This is a genomic window from Peterkaempfera griseoplana, from assembly GCF_001418575.1.
GTDB lineage: Bacteria > Actinomycetota > Actinomycetes > Streptomycetales > Streptomycetaceae > Peterkaempfera > Peterkaempfera griseoplana.
On record NZ_LIQR01000047.1, the window covers coordinates 51448 to 71964 of the forward strand.

Here is a 20517-nt window from a genome sequence, read left to right on the forward strand (position 1 = left end):
GTGCCGCACACAGGATGCCGGTCCCGCTGCCTTCGTGACATTCGATTTCAGTGACATAGGTCACACAATCGTCGGTGTCACGCCGCTCGGGCCACCGGCATCTCCTGTTCGACCTCCGCCTCACCACGACGAACAAGGAGCACACCATGACCGCTCGTTTGAGCCTGTTCGGCAACCCGGACGCGCCGGCGGCCAAGGCCGCCGGCCACTTCGGCACCGCGAGCAAGACGATCCTCCAGGACTCGACTCTGCCCGCTGCGCTCCAGAAGCTGGTGCTGCTGCGGGCCAGCCAGATCAACGGCGACGGCTACGCAACCGACGTGTGGAGTAAGAACGCCGCCGCCGCTGGAGAGAGCGCCACCCGCCTCAGCCTGGTCGCCGCCTGGCGCGAGTCCACGGTGTTCACCGACACCGAACGCGCTGCCCTGCAACTCACCGAGCAGGGCACCCGCATCGCCGACGCGGCCGGCGGCGTCAGCGACGAGGCCTGGACGGACGCCACCAAGCACTACACGCACGACCAGCTGGCCGATCTGGTGATGCTCATCGCCCTGATCAACGCAACCAACCGCATGAGCGTCATCGTCCGGCAGCCCGGCGGCGACTACGAGCCCGGCCGCCTCGGCTAGGGCTGTGACCGCGATGGTTCACCGGGTGTGTGCTCGCTTCCGGAGACCCGAGGCGGCAGCTCCAACGACTGATCGCGGCGGTTGGGGGGAGTCAGCGGCGGCTCGGCGGATGAAGCGAGGACGGACGGGAGTTGGGTGTGGTGGCAGGCCGGACACGGCAACGGTCCTGCCATCAGCGGACCGTCACGGAAAGGCCTCCTCCCATGCCTCTTTTGCGTCTCGGTGTCTCCGTTCAGCCGCGCTGGCCGATCGACGACGGAACCTCTGTGCTTCGTGCGGCGGGGCATGCCGAAGACCTGGGCTTCGACCATGTAGCGGTCGGGAACCGCCTCCTGGACAGCGGGTTCGGTCTCGACACCGACCCCCTCGTCCTGCTGTCGGCCATCGCCGGCGCAACGACGCGCCTGCGGCTGCTGACATCGGTGCTCGTCGCGCCCTACTATCCGGCTCTGGTGCTCGCGAACCAGGTGGCCACCCTGGATGTCGTGTCCGCAGGCCGGCTGATCCTCGGCATCGGCGTCGGCTGGAACCCGGACGAGTTCGATGCCGTTGGCGTACCCCTTCGCGAACGCGGCGCACGCACCGACGATCACCTCGGTGCCGTCAAGGCCTTATGGGCACGGCGGCCCGCTGACTTCGACGGGCCGTTCACACGACTGCGCGCGGCACACCTGGGGGTGCCTCCAGTCACTCCTGGCGGCCCGCCCGTGTGGGTCGGAGGCCATAGTGATGCCGCCCTGCGTCGTGCACTGCGGTTCGGCGACGGCTGGTATGGCACCGGCGTCGACGCCGCCGGAGTCGCTGAGGTGCGACGCCGCCTGCGCGAGCTCGCTGCCGACACGCAGGATGCCGACCGTCTGACATTCGCTTCGGCCGCATTCCTCACTCCTCCCGGGATTCCCGCGGTCGTCCCGGCTCCGGGACAACCGCTCGGCGGCGCTTCGCCCACCGCAACGAGCGTGGCCGACGCCCTCGGACGGCTCGCTGAGGCGGGGCTCACCGTCTGCACCCTCTGGCTGCCCGTTGCCGCTGAACACCTCGAAATGGCGATGGAGTGGATCGCGGCCGAGGTGATGTCGCAGCTCCGATGATGCCTGACTCGGAGGTTTCGCGGGTTCGGCCACTCCGCGGCAGCGAGAGGGCGTCCGCCCCAGCGGATGCCCCCCTCTGGGCAGCCTGGGCGGACCCTTTGAGAACCCGGAAATCTGTGCTTCCTACAATCCATCCGCGCCGAGGTCCGCGCCCTCGAGGGCAACATGGCTGCGCTCACCAACCCGATCCCCCTGACCCGGGCGTAGGACGCGCCGAACAGCTCACCGGCCGCTGCCGCCGGGAGCGAGCAGGCTGGTGACCTGGGAGATCGCCGCTGCCGAGGGTTTGAGTGGCGGCGGACGTCCTCCGGCTTCGTGTGCCAGGACTTGGCCGTCAGCATCAGCTCGGAGGCGCCCCGCTCGCCGAGGTGAGTCAGACCGGAGTGCCGGTACTCGTGCAACCTGACACACCGACCGCTGCGCCCCCGAGCCCGGGCGGCTCGGGGACGCAGCGGGTCTTCCGGCATGCGACGGGCCCCGCCCAGGAGGGGCGGGGCTCCGTCACGTCGCTGCAGTCACCGCGGCAGGCAGCGGCCTCAGGTGAGTCACTCGCAGGAGGTGAGCACCACCGGAAGTGCCGGGGTGCTCTCGGTGCCGGGACGCACCCCGCCGACCAGGAGTGTGCCGGTCGCGTCGGCCGTGACCGTGGTCACCCACACGGGTTCCTGGTCCGGGCTGGAGAGCCGCAGGGAGCGCCAGGAACGCCCTTCAAGTGCGAACCCGTACGAGCCGCCGTCGTCGGCGCCGACTACAGCCACCTTGGTCGGTGTTGCCGTGACCGAGGTGAGCCGCCCGGTCGCCGGAAGCGGTACCCGGCTCCAGCTGATGCCGTCGAAGCGCAGGACGAGTCCCTCGATCTCGCCACCCACGTCGCGCTTGAGGGAACCCACGGCCCACACGTCGCCTCCGCGCGCGGTGATGCCGAGCAGCTCCCCCTGGACCCCGCCGTACGACGGAGTGGGCACCTGACGCCAATCGGTGCCGTCGTAGTGCACAACCACCGGCTGCAAGGTGTCGTGGGTCTGGCCCACGGCCCACACGTCGTCCGCAGCGAGGACGGTGACCCCGTTGAGCACCCAGCTCCCGGCGATGCGCGGCAGGTCCCACCGCTGCCACGTGGTGCCGTCCCAGCGTTCCGCGAGCGGTTCGTCGTGGTACGTCACGGTCGACGGGCCGCCGTCGGGATCCGGTGTCAGACTGTCCTCGATCGTCTCCCAGCCGACCGCCCAGGCACTGCCGGAATCGGTCATGTCGACGTCGAGCAGGCCTCCCCCGTGCGCTTGCGCCGAGACGTCGGCCACGGCCACCTGCCACTGCCCGTCGACCAAGTGCTGAGTCATCACACCCCCGAGACCGGCCGCGTAGTCACCGACGACCAGCCCGTCGGAGAGTGATCGGGCGTCGAGCGCGTTCACACGGCTGTCCACCGTCACCGGGGCCAAGGCTGCCTCGCTCCACGCGGCACTGCCCTGGCCACGGGTGAAGAGCGCCGGGCTGGACCGGGTGGTCTTGCCCTCCGAGGTCACACGCGTCGCGCCCGCCCAGACGGTCCCTGCGGCCGGCGAGACCAGGTCGTGCACCGTTGCTCCAGTGGCGGGCAGAACGTCCTCCTGCCAGCAGGAGCCGGAGTCCGAGGCGACTGCTGTCGCCTCGGGTACCTGCTCGGCACCTGCCGGCGCAGCGCTTACCAGGACACAGGAGAAGGCGAGTGCGCCGACGGCGATGAGACCGGCGGCAACGGTACGGCGTTGGTGAACCACTGCAACTCCCCTCGGCCCGGGGCATGCCCGGGATCAGTCCGTCAGGGGATACACGCCGTGGGTCCGTGCCTCCGTTACGAGGCAACAGCCAGAAGCCTCCTCGACCGGCGAGAACGGGAAACTCCCGCGCGAAAGGCGCATGCACTGGTGCTGGCTCACCTGTAGACGAGGAACGTGCAGACCGCGATGAAGAACGCTGGGCCGTCTGCTGGGCCGTCCGAGGTTGGCCCCTGATGCTGGACGCCTTCGACCAGACCGAAGCACGCGACCCGAAGTGCCTGCGGCCCTGGATCGTCCTGGTGCACTGCGCCCGCCATCAGATCGACCTCAATGCCGTCCGATCCCGCCGGGAGGCGTGATCCCGGAGGTCGTAGCGAGGGGGACGTTCGATGAGTTCGGAGTCACCGGCGGCTCGCGGGCAAGCTGCTGAAAGTAGTGGGCGACAATCCCGGCGCCCAGGAGCGTCCGGGCGCGTCGCGCCGCCGGCTCGCTGATTGCGGTACGGCAACGGGCAAGGTTCAATCGAAGTTGAGGCGGCGTTCCCATTCGCTGCTCCACCCCCCGCGCCAGACGGCCAGTCCTGCGTAGGTGAAGATGCAGCCAACGCCAATGCCCCATTCGTCGCCTTCGTAGCGGATGGTGGCATCCGTAAGGGCAGTGCGGAGTCCGTCGAGGGGGATCACGGTGAAGGCGTCGCTGCGTTCGTCGGGGTGGTGCTGCACCTCGATCCAGCCGTTGCGGACGAAGGGCAGCAGCGGGGCGAGTTGCCGGTCCACCCAGGCAAGGTGCTCGACGCTGTCCAGGCCGTTCGGCGGATCGTCCCAGATGCCGAACGGCCCCGTGAGCATGCCGCTCGCCTCGGCCGCGCAGACCAGGACTTCGCGTTCCTCGACACTCAGTTCGTCCCAGGTGGGAAGTGCACTGGTGTCGGCAGTCGGATGTGCGGCGTCGAACCAGTGCTCGCGCACGTGCTGCGGGGCGACGAGACTGAAGCGGCGGTGGGGGCGGATAGTCCACAGCCAGTTGGTCGGATCGGTGAGGACCTCGTGGAGTTCGGGACCTGTCACCAGGACGGGGGCGACGACACTGTGGCTCTCTCCCTCGTGGGCAGTCAGCAGCCCGCGTTCGGCGAGATCGAGGGCCACGCCGGCGAGCTGCGGGACCAGGCCACGTTGCTCGTCCTCGGTGAGGCTGCGCAGGGGTGGAGCCTGAGCGGCGCCTGCCCAGCGCAGTGCGACGCCATAGTTCTGAACCATCCCGGCCAGGGGGTACTCCGAGATGGCACGACGCATGAGCGGTCGCAGCGATCCGCTTGTGGCTCCGCTCGTGACCTGCACAGAACGATCAAACGCCCTCAATGACGGCTTGGATGGCCGCACCACCGAAGTGGACGACGACAGCATCTTCCTGAAGTTCCATCGGTAGATGCGAGCGGTGCTCTTCGACGCCGAGAACAGCCACTCCCTCGGGCAGGAGGACTACAGCGTCCAGCCGTTCGACCAGCTCAGCGACGATGTCGAGAATCCCGCCCCAAGTGAATCGGCTGACCACGATGCTGCCCGGGCTCGCATATACGTCGGCCTGGCCGCCATCGCCGGCCCGGATCCGAGCGAAGCCGTACTCCGGATGACTGGTCACGACGTGGGGCGCCAAGAGCTCGCGCCCCAGTTCGTCGTCCATCGGAGCCGCATCGCCACATGCAAACCGTTGGATGTAGATGCTGTAACTCACGAGAACACCTTGGCATCGAGGAGGTGCTGGAGCGTGGACCGTGTCTTCGCGGTCGACGAGTTCGGGCCGCTCCGCATCCGGCCCACCGCCGGGTCGTGCTGGGCCGAGCAAGACCGGCCCGAGCGGCATCCCGCGACTTACCACCGCACCCACGGGGTGCGCTACTTCCACGGTTGCTCCTCGATCGGCGACGATACAGTCTGACCAACCCGGCGAACCGATGGGATGGCAGCACCAGGACACATCCGTCAGGGGCAGTTCAGGGTCGTGATCAGGGCGATCACCAATGGGCAACGGCGCCTGCCCGCAGCAGAGTTGGCGTTGTCAACAAGTCCCCATCAGCGCCGTAGAGAAGAAGCTTCGATGCGCATCCGCCTTGCCGTCACCACCCTCGCCCTGGCCACCGCTCTCACCGCCAGCGCGGCCCTGCCCACGGCCGCCGCCACCCCTGCTTCCAGCGCCCCGGCGTCCGCGAACCTCACCGTTCAGAACATCCTCGACCACCTGCCCGACGACGTCGTTGCGGGCGCGCTGATCAGGCGGGACGGCGTGGGCGCCACCGCCGGCCCGGTCACCGCTGACGCCTATGCCAGGATCGGCAGTGTCACCAAAGCGTTCACCAACACGGTGGTTCTCCAACTCGTCGCCGAGCACCGGATCGCCCTGGACACACCGGCACGAAGGTACGTCCCCCAAGTGCTGCCCGAGGCGTACAGCCGTGTCACCGTGCGCCAGCTCCTCGACCACACGAGCGGCCTGCCCAAACCCGCCCCGACCCCTGGCCCTGCCGACGGACCCGGATGGCAGCTCAAATCTGTGACCCCCGAGGACTTCTTGCGCGACTCGTTCGCCGCAGCCACCGACGCGCCGCCCGCACCCGGCTCCGAGCAGCAGTACAACGGACTCAGCTCCTTCGTCCTCGGCCTGATCGTCGAGAAAGTCACCGGCCACTCCTTCACCAACGAACTGCAGCACAGGATCATCCGGCCGCTGCATCTGTGGCACACGAGCCTGCCCGCCGCCGACGACCCGATGATCCCCTCGCCCCACGCGGAGGTGTACCTCGATGGGCAGGACGTGACCGAGCAGAGCCCGTACCCGTGGGCCGAGGGAGGCATGATCTCCACCGCCGCCGACCTGGACCGCTTCATCACCGCGCTGTTCCGGGGCACCCTGCTCCCACCCGCCCAGCAGAAGCTGGTGTTCGAACTGCCGAACGTGAAGAGCGCCGCCGACAACACGAACTGCGTCGACCAGGCTGCCTGCTACAGCATCGGCGGACTCCTGCGCTACCAGCTCCCAAGTGGCGAGTACGCGTGGGGCAAGACCGGTTACCGCCCCGGCTGGGACAACGGGTTCTTCGCCACCCGCGACCTCCGACACCGCGTGGTGTACTCCCTCAACCCGACCGGGACCGGCAATGACCTCCCGTACATCAAGGCGATCGTCAACGCCGGGCTCGCCGACTGACAGCCGGCCCCGTTGTGTTTTTCGCGGTCCTGCAAGAGGGCCGCTGGCCTGCCAACCGAGTTGGATACGACTCAAGGTCGCTCGCGCGGCGTTGGCCATGAGAGGAGGAGCAGTGCGGACCGCAGTCGATGTGGAGCATCGGCGAAGGCGTCGGTCAGCCTCCCGGATCGCGTGGGAAAACTGGTTGTTCGGCTGCTGACCCTTGGACAAGAATGCCCTGTGATACGTGGCGAGAAGATCGGGCTGCGCGCCCGGCACGACAGCGACATACCAGTGCTTCAGACCGAGTTGTACGACGATGTGGCCACACGGACACGCGCAGACTCCCGGCCGTGGCGGCCCATCCCACCAGGTTCGGATCACTCGCCCTTCGTCGTGAACGGATCGCGGGACGACGCAGCCTGCTTCTCCGTTGTCGAGTTGGCGTCGCAGGAACTGGCCGGCGAGGCCCTGCTCTGGGGCATCGACGCACACAACCGGACCGCTCACCTCGGGATCGCCCTGCGGCCCGCATTCCGCGGCCGTACGCTCAGCGTCGATGTCCTGCAGACTCTGTGCGAGTACGGATTCGCCATACGCGGACTACACCGCCTGCAGATCGAAACCCTTACGGACAACACCCCGATGCTCGCGGCGGCAATCAGGGCCGGGTTCACTCGGGAGGGAACGCTCCGGCACTCCGCCTGGGTGTACGGCGCATACGCAGACGAAGCCATCCTCGGCCTGCTCGCGATCGATTGGACGCCCAGGAAATGAGGAGCGGGAGGCCGATCTCGCGGTAGAGAGGCAAGGAGCCCTCGCCAACACTCCGTGCAGCCCGGCCGCCCTGGCGCACTCCGACTTCCACTGCGAGGTGCACCCGCACGGGTGACGATGAGCATCGTGACCCACTCGACCAAGGCGTGTGGGAGGTCGAATGCGGCAGGACGGGGAACCAACGGGGCTCCCGTCCTGCTGAGTTGAGAATTCGAACACCTCTGTCAACAGCACGGGAGCCCCGTCCGCTGCGCCCCGGGCTCACGCCGGCACCGTCCCCCGATCGGCGGCCGCTCTGAAACGGCGCCGTCAACCGTCTGCTCAGACGGTCAGTTCCGTGATGCCGAGGGCGAAGTCCAAGTTCCCCACCCCGTGGTTGGCGAGGCCCACCGTGACCACGCCCGCTCCTTCCAGCCAGTGCGCCATTTTCAGGCCACCGACGTCCAGCGGACGCAGTCCGAGGCTCTCGATGAACACCTCCACACTTGCCTTGGCCTGCGCATTGTCGCCCGCGATGAAGACGTCGGGCCGGCCCTTCTCCAGGACATGGCGGAAGACGGTGTTGAACGCCTTCACCACGCTGGCGCCGGCCGGGGCGGCCTTGGCGACTTCCTGCGCGATCGACGTCTCCTCCGACGTCTCCTCGCGGTGGGCCAGTCCGTCGAACGTGGAGTTGAACGGGTTGCTGATGTCGACGATGACCTTGCCCGCGAGTGCGTCTCCGTACTGGGCGACGGCCGGCACGACACCGGTGTACAACAGCGCCACGATGACGATGTCTCCGGCCGGGGCGGTGCCCCATGCTCCGGTCGTGGCGCCGTCACCGAGTGCCTTGGCCAGGTCAGCGGCCTTGGACTGGTCCCGGCCCATGATCTCGACCGTGTTGCCGGCCGCTATCGCCCGCGCACCGATGGTGCGGGCCATGTTCCCGGCGCCGATGATGCTGATGCTGCTCATGAGATGTCCTGCCCTGGTGTGAGTTGCTGGTTCAGATGGCGGTGGTGCCGCCGTCGGCGACGAGTTCCATGCCGTTGACGTAGCTGGAGTCGTCGGAGGCGAGGAAGAGGGCGGCCGTGGCGATCTCGTCGGGGCGGCCCATCCGGCCGCGGGGGATGAGGGACTCGAACTGGCGCTTGGTGGCCTCGTCGAAGAGTTCCTCCTGCTTCGCGGTGGCGACCTGGCCGGGGGTCAGGACGTTGACGCGGATGCGGCGGTCCTTGAGCTCGTTGAGCCAGATGCGGGCCCAGGCCTGCTGGACGGCCTTGCTGCCGGCGTAGACGCTCCAGCCGGGGAAGGCGCCGAGAGAGGCGTTGGAGCCGGTCATGAGGATGGAGCCACCGTCGTTGAACAGCGGGAGGGCCTTCTGGACGGTGAACAGGGTGCCGCGGGCGTTGAGCCCGAACCAGGTGTCGAACTGGGCCTCGGTGATCTCGCCGAGCGGGGCGGGCTCGCCACCACCGGCGCTGGCCCACAGCACGTCGATGCTGCCCTTCTCCCGCTTGACGGTGTCGTACAGGCGGTCCAGGTCGTCCAGGTCGGCGGCGTCGCCCTGCACGCCGGTGACATTGCGGCCGATCTGCCTCACGGCCTCGTCCAGGGCGTCCTGGCGGCGGCCGGTGATGAAGACGTGCGCTCCCTCGTCGACGAACAGCTTCGCGCCGGCCAGCGCCATGCCGGTGGTAGCGCCGGTGATGACCGCGACCTTGCCGTCGAGCTTTCCCATGGTTGCTCCCTTGGGTCAGTGGTGCCGTGTGCACCTGGGGAGACAGTGTTAAGTACACCGCCCTGTGTGCTTAAGGTACGAGGTGGGTGGCCGGGACGCAACTATGTACACCGGTCGTTACCCAGCCCAGGTATCATGGCGCCATGACGGAGTTGGAGAAGGGCCCCACGGGCCGCCGCCGCGGCCGGGGCGCCCGCGAGCGCATCCTCAGCGCGTCCCAGCAGCTGTTCCGCGAGCAGGGCATCAACCGCACCGGCATGGACCAGCTCTGCGCGGCGGCCGAAGTGTCCAAGCGCACGGCCTACCAGCACTTCACCAGCAAGGACGAACTCGTCGCCGAGTACCTGCGCCGGTTCGACCCCACCGTCCTGTCCGACGTGTTCGACCGCACCGACCTCACGCCCCGCGAGCGGCTTCTCGCCGCCTTCGACATCCCTCCCACCACTCCCCTGTGCCCCTACATCGGCGCCGCCGTCGAACTCCACGACCCCGAGCACCCCGCGTCCCGTTACGCGCGCGACTACAAGAAAGCCGTCGCCGCGCGGCTCGCCGACACCGCCCGCGAAGCGGGCGCCGCCGACCCTGAACAGCTCGGCGAGCAGCTCGCGCTGCTCATCGACGGCGCCGCGGCCCGCACCCGGGTCCTCAACGCCGACGCCTTCCCCACCGCCGCCGCCATCGCCGCCGTCCTCATCGACAACGCCATTCCCGCCACAGCCAGCGATGACCGGCGACGGGAGGAAGCGTCAAGCTGACGTGGCACCCCGCGGCCGGGTTGGACGCACTGCCGGCCGGTGGTGCGCGACACCCCAGCCGCCCAGCACCCGGCCCGGACCTTCCGGCTCATACGCGACTGGCCGCCCGCCGGCTGAAGTCCGCAGCAGAAGCTGCCGCGGAAACCGCGACCCCCGAGGACCCGCCGACGCGGTCGGCCCGGCAACGGCTGGACCCGCACGCTGCCGTAGTGCTGAACACCCTCAGCGCTCCGCCGGACAGCTCGACGACATGGACGCCCTCTCCCCCACCGTCACCCGATCAGTGGCCCCACTCACAACACCCACTGATCCGTCGTCAGCTTGCGGCCCGAGCTGGTCGGTTGATCCGACACATGCGTGAAGCCCCTGGTAGACGGGTTCACGACCAAGATCACCCGGCGCCCATCAGACACTTCCCGTGCTCGTCTCCCGGACGGACGTCTCCAACCGCCTCAACCGAGGCAGCCACCTCGCACATCAGGTGCTGCTCGCGACACCGGACCACCGATGGGCAAGTCCCCTGATACGGCTACGGTGGCACGTATGGGCAACGATGCCGACGCTGTGGTGCAGGAGCAGATCACCTACTACCGGGCCCGCGCGGCCGAGTACGACCGGGTCTACGCCGAGCGCGAGGACCTGAGGCAGTTGCTGCCCCTGATCGACACACTCCCGGTCACGGGAGACGTGCTGGAGCTGGCCTGCGGAACCGGCCAGTGGACCAGCCTGCTCGCTGCCCGGGCCCGCTCGGTGACGGCCGTCGATGCCGCACCCGAGGCGCTGGCCATCGCCCAGGACCGCGTGAAGTCCACAACGGTCCGGTTCACCTGCGCCGACGTCTTCACCTGGCGCCCACCCCGCCGCTACGACACCGTCTTCTTCGCCTTCTGGCTCTCCCACGTACCGCCGGAGCGACTGCCCGCCTTCTGGAACACCGTCGCAGACGCCCTCACTCCCACGGGCAAGGTCATCTTCATCGACAACGGCCCGGAAGAGGCCGCGAGCGAGGACCTCCTCATCGGGCAGCCCGTCCCTTCAGTACGTCGCCGCCTCGACAACGGCAGTGAATACCGCATCGTCAAGGTCTTCCCCGACCCCGACCAACTCGTCAGGGACCTGAGCGCCTGGGGGTGGTCGGCCCAAGTCCGGCCGGTCGGCACCCGCTTCCTCGCGGGCACGGCTGCCCGCTGACCGTGGCCGGCTGACGACCCTCTGCCCTCCCAGCAGCAGCCAAGCCGCGCGATCGCCGCATCTCCTCGGCGTCCACCGGACACGGGCGATACCTTGCCGCCATGTGCATCTCGACGGGCGAGGCCGTGTTCTCCGGCACGATTGCGTACTGCGGGCGCCGGCACCACCCCGTGCACGGCCTCATCCACGTCCTGGGCTACCAGAACACCGCCGTCAACCTGGCGGACGGGCCGAACGCCATGCTGCTGCACCTGCCCGCCGGGCAACTCACGCCCCGGCACTTCCTCTCGGCCGGACGCACCGGGGACGTCCTTCACCGCATGGTCGCCGCTGTCGAACCCGCCCCCGCAGCGGTCGACGACATCGCATGGATGAGTGCGGAACCCCAACCCGTCCAGATATTCGACCATGACGTCTACACGGTGATCCTGGCCGCCGGCCCCACCGCGGTCCCCGCCGCGCTGCAGCGGGTGCCGCCGCACCGGCGCCCCACCCTCGACCCGGACCTCCTGCACTTCTACGCCGACCGCTTCCCCAGCCACACCATCGCCGTGTGCTGCTTCGACAACGCCGACGCGCAGCGCGCCAAGCCCCTGCTGCTGTGGTACCCGCCCCTCGACCCCGACCGGCTGACCGTACCGGCCCTGGACAGTCATACCGGAGCTGCCCCGGACCTCGACGCCTCCGTACCCGTGGACCACTGGGTCCTGTTCTCCACCGACCAGGCCCCCTCCAGCTGGGGCGCACCCGTCGTGTATCCCGGGGAGATGCGCCACCACCTGCGCGCGTTCCTCCCCGCCACCATCGTGGGCCGGCACTACGGCGGCGGACAGACCCTGCCCAACGGAGACTTCACCATCAGCCACCGCGATCTGCTCAACGGCGACCTCGACCGCATCGAACGCCTGCAACCGCCCCGCCGCTGAAAGAAGCAGGACGGACGGGAGGCCGGATGTCGACCGAACCCCACATCATCCGTGTCGTGGACTGGAACAGCCACGCCCGGGACTTCGAGCTGCAGCCGCAGAACCCGGAGCCGTGCGGAGCACCGCCAGGGCCGGCCGCTACGCTCCACCGTCATGCCGACCGCGCACGCGTACACCTGTTCCTGCTGTCAGGGCCACCACAGCGGGCCTGCCCTGTCCTACGGCGCCCCGGCACCCGATCTGTGGCACCCCGAGTACGCCCAGAACAAGGACACCTTTCTCATCGAGGATCTCTGCGTCATCAAGGGCCAGGCATTCTTCATTCACGGCCTGATCGAGATCCCCATCACCGACACCGGCGACGTCTTCTTCTGGGGCGTCCGGGCCTCACTCAGCGCGGCCAGCTTCGCCCGCACCACGGACCACTGGGACGACCCCCAGCGCGAACAGGAACCTCCCTACTTCGGCTGGCTGTCCACCGAACTGAGCCTCTACGGCGCACCGACCCGCGAACTGGCCGGGCACGGGTACTACGTGCTCGTCCCCAACCTCTTCTACCGGCACGGCCCGGCACCGCTGATCGAGCTTCCCGAGCACATTGGAGATGAGGTCCGGCCCGCGGTCTTCGCCCAGCTGATGCCCATGATCGAGGCGCACACCACAGAACGTGTCCTGAGCGACGCCGACGCCTATCTCAAGTTCCTCACCGCTCAGCCTGAGGTCAGCGCCGGACCGGTCGCGGTGACCGGCTACTGCATCGGCGGCCTCGTGGCGACGCGCACCGCCGCGGCCCACCCCGGCCAGGTAGCCGCCCTCGCCGCATTCCACGGCCCAGTGGGAGCCGACGGACCCGACAGCCTCTCCAAGCTCACCGCCGAGGTCCACTTCGGCCACGCCGAGAGCGACTTGACGCCTGAGGCCCTCGGCGAGCTCAACCAGGCCCTGGACGCGGCAGGTGTCAGCTACACCTCCGAGATCTACCCCGACACCATCCACGGCTTCACCATGTCCGACACCGACGCTTTCAGCGCCTCCGGGCTGAAGCGTCACTGGGACCGCCTGCTCCCTCTTTTGGGCCGCGCCCTGGGCAACAGCTGAGGCTCCGGTTCGGAGACCGAACCTGAAGTACACGGCTTTGCGCCTGCTGGCCAATGCCGCCTGGGGCCGCACCCGCATCGTGAACGACCGGTGAGCCACCGTGGTCGCAGGGCCGCCCCCGCTAGCGCGGGGGCGGCTCCGTTTCAGGCGGCAGTGCCGAAACCTGCGGAGACCAGCCTGCGCGTTTCATCCAGGGTCGCGTCCGGATCATGATCGAAAAAGCAAAAGTGCCTTCTGAGCTGCAACGCGAGGCGGGGTCCTCCGAGATCACCGACATCAGGTTCGTGGCCGTCTGCAGCTCCTGCCGGCGCGGCTCGGGTGCAGCGGGGGATGCCGGGGGTGGGGCCGGCGCGCCCCCTCCAGGAGGAGCCGATGGCCGATGCCAGGCGGGTGCGGCAGGTCGCGATGATCGTGCGCGGGGGCGAGGTAGGCCGGGACGGGCGTGCTCCGGCTGCCCGTCGAGATCGAGACCTGTCCGGCACTCATGACTTGCCTATGTGAAAAATTCTTCAATTGATGGCATCCTGTTCCAGTACGCGCCAGGTCCAACCCGCCGAAGGCTTCAGCGGAGCCGTCAGCACCGGTACGTGCCGTGCGCCGCGCCCGCTGGGGCGGAGTCGGCACACAGCCATGCGGAAGGACACCCTGCGGTGCGTCTGTGGCGGAGGTGCTCGGGCGCCCCGCTCCGAGTCGACAGGAGTTGAGGGCCGTGCAGGTCCCGCTGTACCAGGCCAAGGCGGAGTTCTTCCGCATGCTCGGGCATCCCGTACGCATCCGTGTGCTGGAGTTGCTGCAGGACGGCCCCATGCCGGTGCGGGATCTGCTCGCGGCGATCGATGTGGAGCGCTCCAACCTCTCCCAGCAGCTGGCGGTGCTGCGGCGTTCGGGGATCGTGTCCGCTGTCCGTGAGGCCGATACCGTCGTGTATGCGCTGGCGGGTCCGGATGTCGCCGACCTGATGCGGGCCGCCCGGCGGATCCTGACCGAGCTGCTGGCCGGGCAGCGGGATTTGTTGGAGGAGCTGCGGGAGGCCGACACCGCCGATGGCGGGGCGACCTCGGGCCGGGTCGCGTGAGCGCCACGCAGTTCGGCGGCGAGGCGCTGGCCCGTCTCCGCTCGGTGCTGCCGAACCGGTCGACCCTGGGCACGATGGGCCGCTCCCCACGCGGGGACCTGCTGGCCGGGCTGACCGTGGCGGTCGTCGCTCTGCCACTGGCCCTCGGGTTCGGGATCGCCTCGGGGGCGGGGGCGGAGGCCGGGCTGGTCACCGCTGTGATCGCCGGTGCGGTCGCGGCGGTGTGCGGCGGCTCCAACCTCCAGGTCACCGGCCCCACCGGGGCGATGACCGTGGTCCTGGTCCCGATCGTCCACCGTTACGGGTCGGGCGGAGTGATGACGGTGGGTCTGCTCGCCGGCGCGGTGCTGGTCGTGCTGGCGCTGGCGCGTGCCGGACGGTGGATGGCGTATGTCCCGGTGCCGGTGGTGGAGGGTTTCACCCTGGGTATCGCCGCCGTCATCGGCCTGCAGCAGATCCCCGCAGCCCTCGGTGTGAAGACCCCCTCGGGCGACAACCCGGCCATCGTGGCGGCCAAGGCGGTGGGTGGCTTCGCCGCCCACCCCGACTGGGTTTCCTGCGCGGTGGCGGCCGGTGTCGTCGCGATGATGCTGATCGGCGCGCGTGTCAGGCCCGCGGTGCCGTTCTCGCTGCTGGCTGTGGCAGCGGCGACGGTCGCCGTCGGGGTCGCGCACCTGCACGTCGCCACGATCGGGCATCTGCCTGCCGGTATTCCCGCTCCCTCGCTGTCCTTCTTCGAGATGGGCCATGTCCCGGCGTTGCTGCCCTCCGCCTTCGCCGTGGCTGCGCTGGCGGCCCTGGAGTCGTTGATGTCCGCCTCGGCCGCCGATGCGATGAGCGTCAGCGAGCGGCACGACTCGAATCGGGAGCTGTTCGGGCAGGGCCTGGCGAACCTGGCCGCCCCGATGTTCGGGGGCGTCGCCGCGACAGGTGCGATCGCGCGGACCGCCGTCAACGTCCGCAGCGGGGCCGTGTCGCGTCTGTCCGCGCTGGTGCATGCCGCCGCGCTCGCTGTGATTGTGTTCGCCGCCGCGCCGGTGGTCGCCGGTATCCCCCTCGCGGCCTTGGCCGGGGTACTGATCGCCACCGCGGTCCGCATGGTCGAAGTCGGCTCCCTCACAGCCCTGGCCCGGGCCGGCCGGGGCGAAGCCTTGGTGATGGGACTGACCGCCGTGGTGACGCTGGCCTCCACTCTGGTGAATGCGGTCATCGCCGGGCTGGTGCTCTCCGGTGCCCTGGCGCTTGGCCAGGTCGTCCGTGCAGCCCGGTTGGAGCAGGTTCCGCTGCACGCCGACCCGGCCCCGGCCGACCACCACGTGGAGGAGCAGAAGCTGCTGGCCGACCACATCGTGGCCTACCGCCTGGACGGCCCCCTGCTGTTCGCCGCCGCCCACCGCTTCCTGCTGGAACTGACCGAATCAGCCGAGGTGAAGGTGGTGATCCTGCGGATGTCCCGGATAAGCGCCGTCGACGCCTCGGGTGCGAAGGTGCTGGGGGACGCGATCGACAGGCTCTCCCGCCGGGGCACCCTGGTGCTGGTCTCGGGAGTGCGCGAGGAGCACCGGCCGCGACTGGACGCCCTGGGCGTCCTGGACGACCTGCGCGACACGGGCCGGATCTTTCCCGGCACTCCCGAAGCCATCAGGTTCGCCCACGCCTATCTGCACGGCACCGGTCTGGTCCCCGCCCCGGCCTCGGCCATGGATGACTGCGGCACCACGCAACCGGTGCGGGCCGGGCGCTGATCCGCCGCGCCCCGCGGGTGCAGGTGCAGCCACTGGGACGCAGCGAGGCACTGTGGCTGATCGGCAGCGCCCGCGAGGCGACCTCGCCTGCACCGACCGGGCGCTGCCGACCGTGCACCTGGCCGTGCACGTCCTGGCATCAGGGGGCTTGATCATCCGTATCCCGGCCGGGGAGCACCTGGATGCCGCGCCGGCAGTCGGACTGGCCGCCGCCTACCAGGCGGGGAATATCGACGCGCGAGGCATCGGAGGCCGGCACGTCACCGCATCGGGCATCGCCACCGCGCTGCATGACACGCGGCCACTTCCAGCCGCTACCGGCATTCGCCCACGGCCCGGCCGGACGGCTGCTGCGCCTGACCCCGCTTCCTCCGCTGGGGATGCCGAGGGCGCTGGGCATGGACGACTTCGTTCTCTTTCGGGTCATGACGTCGTTGACGTGGCGTCGGCCAGCGGCTTCTGAGGGTAGGCGCGGAGCACGAGGGATGTGGTGACGGGGCCGTAACGGGCAAGTGCATCGACGACTTCTTCCAGGCGTTCTGCCTGCGGACAGTAGACGTCGAAGATGAGGCAGTCTTCCCCGGTGACTCTGAGGGTGGAGGCGATCTCAGGAGTCATGGAGACGAAGTCCAGGGCACGTGAGAGCTGGGCGTGCGTGGTGCGCAGCCGGATGACCGCGTGGATGTTCAGCCCGAGGGCTGCCGGGTCGACCACGGCCCGGTAGCCGGTGATGACGCCGCTCTTCTCCAGCCGCTGGATGCGTGCGCTGGCCGCGGGCTGCGAGAGTCCGACGCGGCGCCCCACCTCCGCGCCGGTCAGCCGGCCGTCGGTCTGGAGCAGGGCGAGGATGTCTCGGTCTGTCCGGTCGAGTGATTCCATTGTCGTCCGCACCATTTTCTTTGAGATCACTTGCGTCACCACCGCCGCCCCTGATGCATCCCCCAGAATCTGCGTCAGGCGCCCCGTGATCCACGGGCGACGAGTGAAACGGTGGTGGGCAGTGGCCGCATACGTCATCATCCCGGGTATCGACGGCTCCGACGAGCAGCACTGGCAGACCTTGTGGGAGCGACAGTGGGGCACCTCAGCGGTGAGGCTCTCCCCTGCCTCGTGGTCCACCCCCGACCTGGACGACTGGGTCGACGCCGTCCAGGACGCGTACGACGATGCTTCCCGGCGGGACAGCCGGATTGTGCTGGTGGCCCACAGCCTGGGCTGCTGGGCTGCGTCCACCTGGCTGAACAGGAACTCCTCAAGCCCGGCAGGCGGCGCGTTCCTGGTCGCGCCGCCCGACCCGGACGGGCCCGCGTTCCCACGCCAGGCGGCGTCGACGTTCACCGAAGTGTCGGCGCAGCCGCTGCGGTGCCCGGCCCTGGTGGTGGGCAGCGCCGATGACCCGTACAGCACGCCCGAGGCAGCCGCCGGCTTCGCGGCACGGTGGCAGGCGCGATGGCACCTGGCGGGCGCCTGCGGGCACATCAACTCCGCCAGCGGCCTTGGATCGTGGCAGCACGGCCGTGAACTCCTGGACTCACTGACCCACCCGTGAGCAACTCACCGCGTGGGACGCGTTGGTTGCGATGAGGGCCGTCACCATCGTCGACGCCGGAACGGACTTCTTCGAATAGTGAAGCACCGGCGAATGCGGAGGCTACCGCTTCGGAATCGAAGCGGCAGGCAGTGGCAGAGGTTCCGAGCCGACCGTCAACGCCCAGGCCGCACGGGCGTCAGCCGGCAGAACCCGGCTGGAGCGTCCCGTCGCCCGCGGTGTCGGGGTGCGAGGTGCGGTCGGTGGGCTGGTCGCTGTTGCGGTGCGCCGGCTGCGGGTCGAGCACCGCCGCCCAGCGTTCCGACCACTGGGCGAGGGGACCGAGGGCGAGGCAGGCGTCCCGCCCCAGCGGAGTGAGCTCGTACCGGCTGTCGGGTAGTTGGTGAACCACGTGGGCTTCCAGCAGTTCGGCCAGGCGCTGCCGCATCACGCTGGAGGACATGTCGTCGCACTGCCTCTGCAGGGGGCGGAATCCAAGGGGGCCGCTGCGCAGCTCCCAGAGGATGCGCAGGCTCCACCGCCGTCCGAACAGATCGAGTGCGGCCATGAGGGGGCGGCCGGTGGTCGAGCCACGAACTGGCGCGCCGGGTTTGGGGTTTGGCATGGTGCGGCGTCCAGCCCTCCGGGGTTGATGCTTCGGATTCCGACACGCTACCATCGGCGACCGCTTCGGAAAACGAAACGAAGGGGGCTGTCGTGGCAACCATCCCGACCACCCGGGTACGGCGAATGCTGGGCACGGTGAGAGCGGTGACACACAGCGCGCCCGCACTCGACCTGACGATGCTGCTCACCACCGGCCCGGTGCCATGCCCGAGGTAGCGATCGTCGACGCGTGTCAGCGACAGCGCAGGGGTGGCAGCCCGACCGCCGTTCTGGACGACGCGCCGTTGACCGACGAGGAACGATGCCGTGTTCCTGCGGAGTTGGGAACGTCGCACGCCGTCTTTCTCCGCGCGACCGGAATAGAGCGCGCCCGTCCCTCGTACACTCTCCGGTTCTTCACCGCCGAGGGCGAACTGCCCGCCTGCGGCCACGGCACCGTCGCCGCCCTCGCGTTGCTCGCCGAACGTGCAGGTGGGGACGACTACCACGCCGTCCTGCGCACGACCCACCGCAGCTTCGACGGCCGGGCCACCCTCAACGGTGACAGCCTGACAGCATCGTTCGACCCGGGCCCGGTCAGCCTGCGCGACGCCCAAGGCCCCGAACTGGAGGCGATCGCCCACGGCCTCGGACTGACCGAGGACGCAGTCACCGGGGACGCCTGCGTGGCGTCGAACGGGCGGCCGAGGCTTCTGCTGCCCGTCCGGTCCCGCGCCGTGCTGGCCGAACTCACCCCGGACTTCACCCTGCTGCGCGCAGCCTGTGACCGCTACGGTCTGCTGGGCTGCTACGCCTACTCGCTCCCGGACCGGCACGGCCGCGCGGCAGCCCGGATGTTCGCGCCGTCGATCGGAGTGCCCGAGGACATCGCCAACGCCAACAGCACGGCCTGCCTGGCCGCGCACGCGGCCGGATCCGGTACGGACCGCCTCACCGTCGACATGGGCGACCACCTCGGCTGCCCGTCGACCATCACAGCGACCGTTCACCACGACGGCCCGGAGCACCGAATCCAGGTCGGCGGCCAAGCAACGGTCGCGCGAACGGTCCTGTGCTGAGGCCCGCGGTGCTCAGGGCCGGTTCAGGCTGCGTGCCGCGCAGAGCCGCCCACGGGCTGTCAGCCGGTGCGGCCAGGATGAAGCCGGCGCGAAGGACCGGCTCGCGGTCCGCACCTGGCTCGCCACCGCGATCCAGCACGGACTCACCGCTTTCGAAGCCCTGGCACGCGCCACGACCGGCGACCTCTGGATCCCGCCCATCGTCCTCCCAGCCTGAACAACCACATTCCAGAAAACCTGACTGCTCACCATCCGTCGCCGGGTCCGATCAATACGAGTGTCGACTCGAAGCCTGGCACGCCCGTCCGAACACAGGAGGTTTCCATGGCCAAGGGCTACTGGGTCAGTGTCTACCGCACCATTTCCGACCCCGAGAAGCTGGCCGCCTACAACAAGCTGGCCGGTCCGGCCGTGCAGGCCGGGGGCGGGCGGGTGCTCGCCCGCGACGGTCGGGTCACCGCCCACGACGCCGGAATCGCCGAGCGCACCATCCTGATCGAGTTCGACACCTTCGAACAGGCGGTCGCGGCACGCGAGAGCGCGGCATACCAGGAGGCGCTGGTCGCCCTTTCGGACGGCGTCGAGCGCGACTTCCGCATCATCGAAGGCGTCGACTGACCGGCGCACCGACGTTCAGGCCGTGCCCATGCCGAAAACCTCGTCCGCGCAGGTCACGCGGCATGGCCGTACTCATACGCTGATTCCGTACCTGTCGCTCGCACGGCCCGTCTCCGGTCAGCACGACCCGGTACCGGGCCCTCCGACCGGCGGCCGTCTCCTGCGACAGATCAGGGTGCATCAGGCTCAGGCCGTCCTCTGGCCGCAGCCGCGCACGGCCATGGACATGGGGCCCGATGTGGTCGGTGGTGAAGTCCATGCACAACAGGGCGGGGTGGGGGTTCTCAACGACGCCGGCTGCACTGGCGGCCGGAGACATCTGAGCCACCCCGCCCCGGGGCGGAGCCGGAGCCGGACCCGGTGGCGAGGCGGCCGCACCCCGGTGGCGGCCTGGGCGCGGGCGCCGCGGACGGCCGTGCGGGCCGGTCAGGAGACCGGCCCGCACGGGTGGTGCCAGGGCTGCGAGCGGGTGTGCTCAGCTCGCCTTCTTGAGGGTGAAGTTGCCCGTGGTCGTCGCTCCCTTCACGATCTTCACCGTGGTGGTGGTGGGCTGGTACCCGTCCTTGGCCACGATGACGGTGAGCGGGTTGTTGCGGACGTCCAGCCACAGGGCGTAGCTGCCGTCCTTGCCGGTCTTGAGGGTGTAGCTCGACGCCCAGCTGTCGATCTGGACGGTGGCCCCGGCGAGCGGCACGGTGCCGCCCTTGCCGTCGGAGCCGAGGACCGTGCCCGCGTA

General features: G+C 69.4%; 22 protein-coding genes and 2 pseudogenes. 15 read left to right on the forward strand and 9 right to left on the reverse strand.

Annotated features, from left to right (window positions below):
• Positions 1-146 precede the first annotated feature (146 nt).
• Positions 147-629 (forward strand): carboxymuconolactone decarboxylase family protein, encoded by a 483-nt coding sequence (locus AOK09_RS03615; protein ID WP_055585628.1) that lies wholly within the window; start codon positions 147-149, stop codon positions 627-629.
• A 203-nt stretch (positions 630-832) separates the two neighbouring features.
• Positions 833-1720 carry a TIGR03619 family F420-dependent LLM class oxidoreductase gene (locus AOK09_RS03620; protein WP_107101224.1) on the forward strand — a complete coding sequence of 296 codons (888 nt, stop codon included), beginning with the start codon at positions 833-835 and terminating at the stop codon, positions 1718-1720.
• A gap of 545 nt (positions 1721-2265) precedes the next feature.
• On the opposite strand, the gene AOK09_RS03625 is transcribed toward AOK09_RS03620, so the two are convergent.
• The gene (locus tag AOK09_RS03625) at positions 2266-3480 is read right to left on the reverse strand and encodes a hypothetical protein (RefSeq protein WP_157875788.1); all 1215 of its coding nucleotides are present in this window, start codon (positions 3478-3480) and stop codon (positions 2266-2268) included.
• Positions 3481-3713: 233 nt separating this feature from the next.
• On the opposite strand from AOK09_RS03625, the gene AOK09_RS43055 reads away from it, so the two are divergent.
• Complete coding sequence (locus AOK09_RS43055; protein WP_265736701.1) at positions 3714-3839, forward strand: hypothetical protein; 126 nt, start codon at positions 3714-3716, stop codon at positions 3837-3839.
• A 159-nt stretch (positions 3840-3998) separates the two neighbouring features.
• On the opposite strand, the gene AOK09_RS03630 is transcribed toward AOK09_RS43055, so the two are convergent.
• A complete protein-coding gene (locus tag AOK09_RS03630) occupies positions 3999-4736 on the reverse strand; it encodes a hypothetical protein (RefSeq protein WP_157875789.1) in 738 nt (245 codons plus the stop codon).
• An 88-nt stretch (positions 4737-4824) separates the two neighbouring features.
• On the reverse strand, positions 4825-5211 hold the full coding sequence (locus tag AOK09_RS03635) for a hypothetical protein (protein ID WP_055585631.1): 387 nt from the start codon (positions 5209-5211) through the stop codon (positions 4825-4827).
• Between the two features lie 36 nt (positions 5212-5247).
• Between AOK09_RS03635 and AOK09_RS37255 the strand changes: the two are divergent.
• The 3 genes and pseudogenes from AOK09_RS37255 to AOK09_RS03645 form a co-directional block, all read left to right on the forward strand.
• Positions 5248-5412, forward strand: a pseudogene (locus tag AOK09_RS37255) (IS630 family transposase); the annotation flags it as partial.
• Positions 5413-5574: 162 nt separating this feature from the next.
• On the forward strand, positions 5575-6681 hold the full coding sequence (locus tag AOK09_RS03640) for a serine hydrolase domain-containing protein (protein ID WP_055585632.1): 1107 nt from the start codon (positions 5575-5577) through the stop codon (positions 6679-6681).
• Positions 6682-6900: 219 nt separating this feature from the next.
• The gene (locus AOK09_RS03645) at positions 6901-7437 is read left to right on the forward strand and encodes a GNAT family N-acetyltransferase (protein WP_055585633.1); all 537 of its coding nucleotides are present in this window, start codon (positions 6901-6903) and stop codon (positions 7435-7437) included.
• A 92-nt stretch (positions 7438-7529) separates the two neighbouring features.
• Here the strand turns inward: AOK09_RS03645 and AOK09_RS38785 are convergent.
• The 3 genes and pseudogenes from AOK09_RS38785 to AOK09_RS03655 form a co-directional block, all read right to left on the reverse strand.
• Positions 7530-7619, reverse strand: a pseudogene (locus tag AOK09_RS38785) (IS5/IS1182 family transposase); the annotation flags it as partial.
• A gap of 139 nt (positions 7620-7758) precedes the next feature.
• Positions 7759-8394 carry an NADPH-dependent F420 reductase gene (locus AOK09_RS03650; protein ID WP_055585634.1) on the reverse strand — a complete coding sequence of 212 codons (636 nt, stop codon included), beginning with the start codon at positions 8392-8394 and terminating at the stop codon, positions 7759-7761.
• A 31-nt stretch (positions 8395-8425) separates the two neighbouring features.
• Positions 8426-9160: an SDR family NAD(P)-dependent oxidoreductase gene (locus tag AOK09_RS03655; RefSeq protein ID WP_055585635.1), complete on the reverse strand. Its 735-nt coding sequence runs from the start codon at positions 9158-9160 to the stop codon at positions 8426-8428.
• Positions 9161-9303: 143 nt separating this feature from the next.
• Between AOK09_RS03655 and AOK09_RS03660 the strand changes: the two genes are divergently transcribed.
• From AOK09_RS03660 to AOK09_RS03685, 6 genes are all read left to right on the forward strand, one after another.
• Positions 9304-9915, forward strand: a complete 612-nt coding sequence (locus AOK09_RS03660; protein WP_055585636.1) for a TetR/AcrR family transcriptional regulator — start codon at positions 9304-9306, stop codon at positions 9913-9915.
• A 543-nt stretch (positions 9916-10458) separates the two neighbouring features.
• Positions 10459-11106, forward strand: coding sequence for a class I SAM-dependent methyltransferase (locus AOK09_RS03665; protein WP_055585637.1), 648 nt, complete (start codon positions 10459-10461; stop codon positions 11104-11106).
• A 101-nt stretch (positions 11107-11207) separates the two neighbouring features.
• The gene (locus tag AOK09_RS03670) at positions 11208-12032 is read left to right on the forward strand and encodes a hypothetical protein (RefSeq protein ID WP_055585638.1); all 825 of its coding nucleotides are present in this window, start codon (positions 11208-11210) and stop codon (positions 12030-12032) included.
• A 153-nt stretch (positions 12033-12185) separates the two neighbouring features.
• Positions 12186-13130, forward strand: a complete 945-nt coding sequence (locus AOK09_RS03675) for a DUF2199 domain-containing protein (protein WP_079062706.1) — start codon at positions 12186-12188, stop codon at positions 13128-13130.
• A gap of 709 nt (positions 13131-13839) precedes the next feature.
• Entirely contained in the window at positions 13840-14205 is a 366-nt protein-coding gene (locus AOK09_RS03680; protein WP_055585639.1) for an ArsR/SmtB family transcription factor, read from the forward strand.
• 74 nt (positions 14206-14279) lie between these two features.
• On the forward strand, positions 14280-15950 hold the full coding sequence (locus AOK09_RS03685) for a SulP family inorganic anion transporter (protein ID WP_079062709.1): 1671 nt from the start codon (positions 14280-14282) through the stop codon (positions 15948-15950).
• 423 nt (positions 15951-16373) lie between these two features.
• On the opposite strand, the gene AOK09_RS03690 is transcribed toward AOK09_RS03685, so the two are convergent.
• A complete protein-coding gene (locus tag AOK09_RS03690) occupies positions 16374-16829 on the reverse strand; it encodes an Lrp/AsnC family transcriptional regulator (RefSeq protein ID WP_055585641.1) in 456 nt (151 codons plus the stop codon).
• A 121-nt stretch (positions 16830-16950) separates the two neighbouring features.
• On the opposite strand from AOK09_RS03690, the gene AOK09_RS03695 reads away from it, so the two are divergent.
• Positions 16951-17499 carry an RBBP9/YdeN family alpha/beta hydrolase gene (locus AOK09_RS03695; RefSeq protein ID WP_055585642.1) on the forward strand — a complete coding sequence of 183 codons (549 nt, stop codon included), beginning with the start codon at positions 16951-16953 and terminating at the stop codon, positions 17497-17499.
• Between the two features lie 178 nt (positions 17500-17677).
• Here the strand turns inward: AOK09_RS03695 and AOK09_RS03700 are convergent, their stop codons facing one another.
• A complete protein-coding gene (locus AOK09_RS03700) occupies positions 17678-18046 on the reverse strand; it encodes a winged helix-turn-helix transcriptional regulator (RefSeq protein ID WP_322973147.1) in 369 nt (122 codons plus the stop codon).
• 262 nt (positions 18047-18308) lie between these two features.
• Between AOK09_RS03700 and AOK09_RS03705 the strand changes: the two genes are divergently transcribed.
• Positions 18309-19163, forward strand: a complete 855-nt coding sequence (locus AOK09_RS03705; protein ID WP_055585643.1) for a PhzF family phenazine biosynthesis protein — start codon at positions 18309-18311, stop codon at positions 19161-19163.
• Between the two features lie 324 nt (positions 19164-19487).
• The gene (locus tag AOK09_RS03710; protein WP_055585644.1) at positions 19488-19781 is read left to right on the forward strand and encodes a DUF1330 domain-containing protein; all 294 of its coding nucleotides are present in this window, start codon (positions 19488-19490) and stop codon (positions 19779-19781) included.
• Positions 19782-20256: 475 nt separating this feature from the next.
• Here the strand turns inward: AOK09_RS03710 and AOK09_RS03715 are convergent.
• On the reverse strand, positions 20257-20517 hold a 261-nt coding region (locus tag AOK09_RS03715; protein WP_055585645.1), incomplete at its 5' end, for a carboxypeptidase regulatory-like domain-containing protein.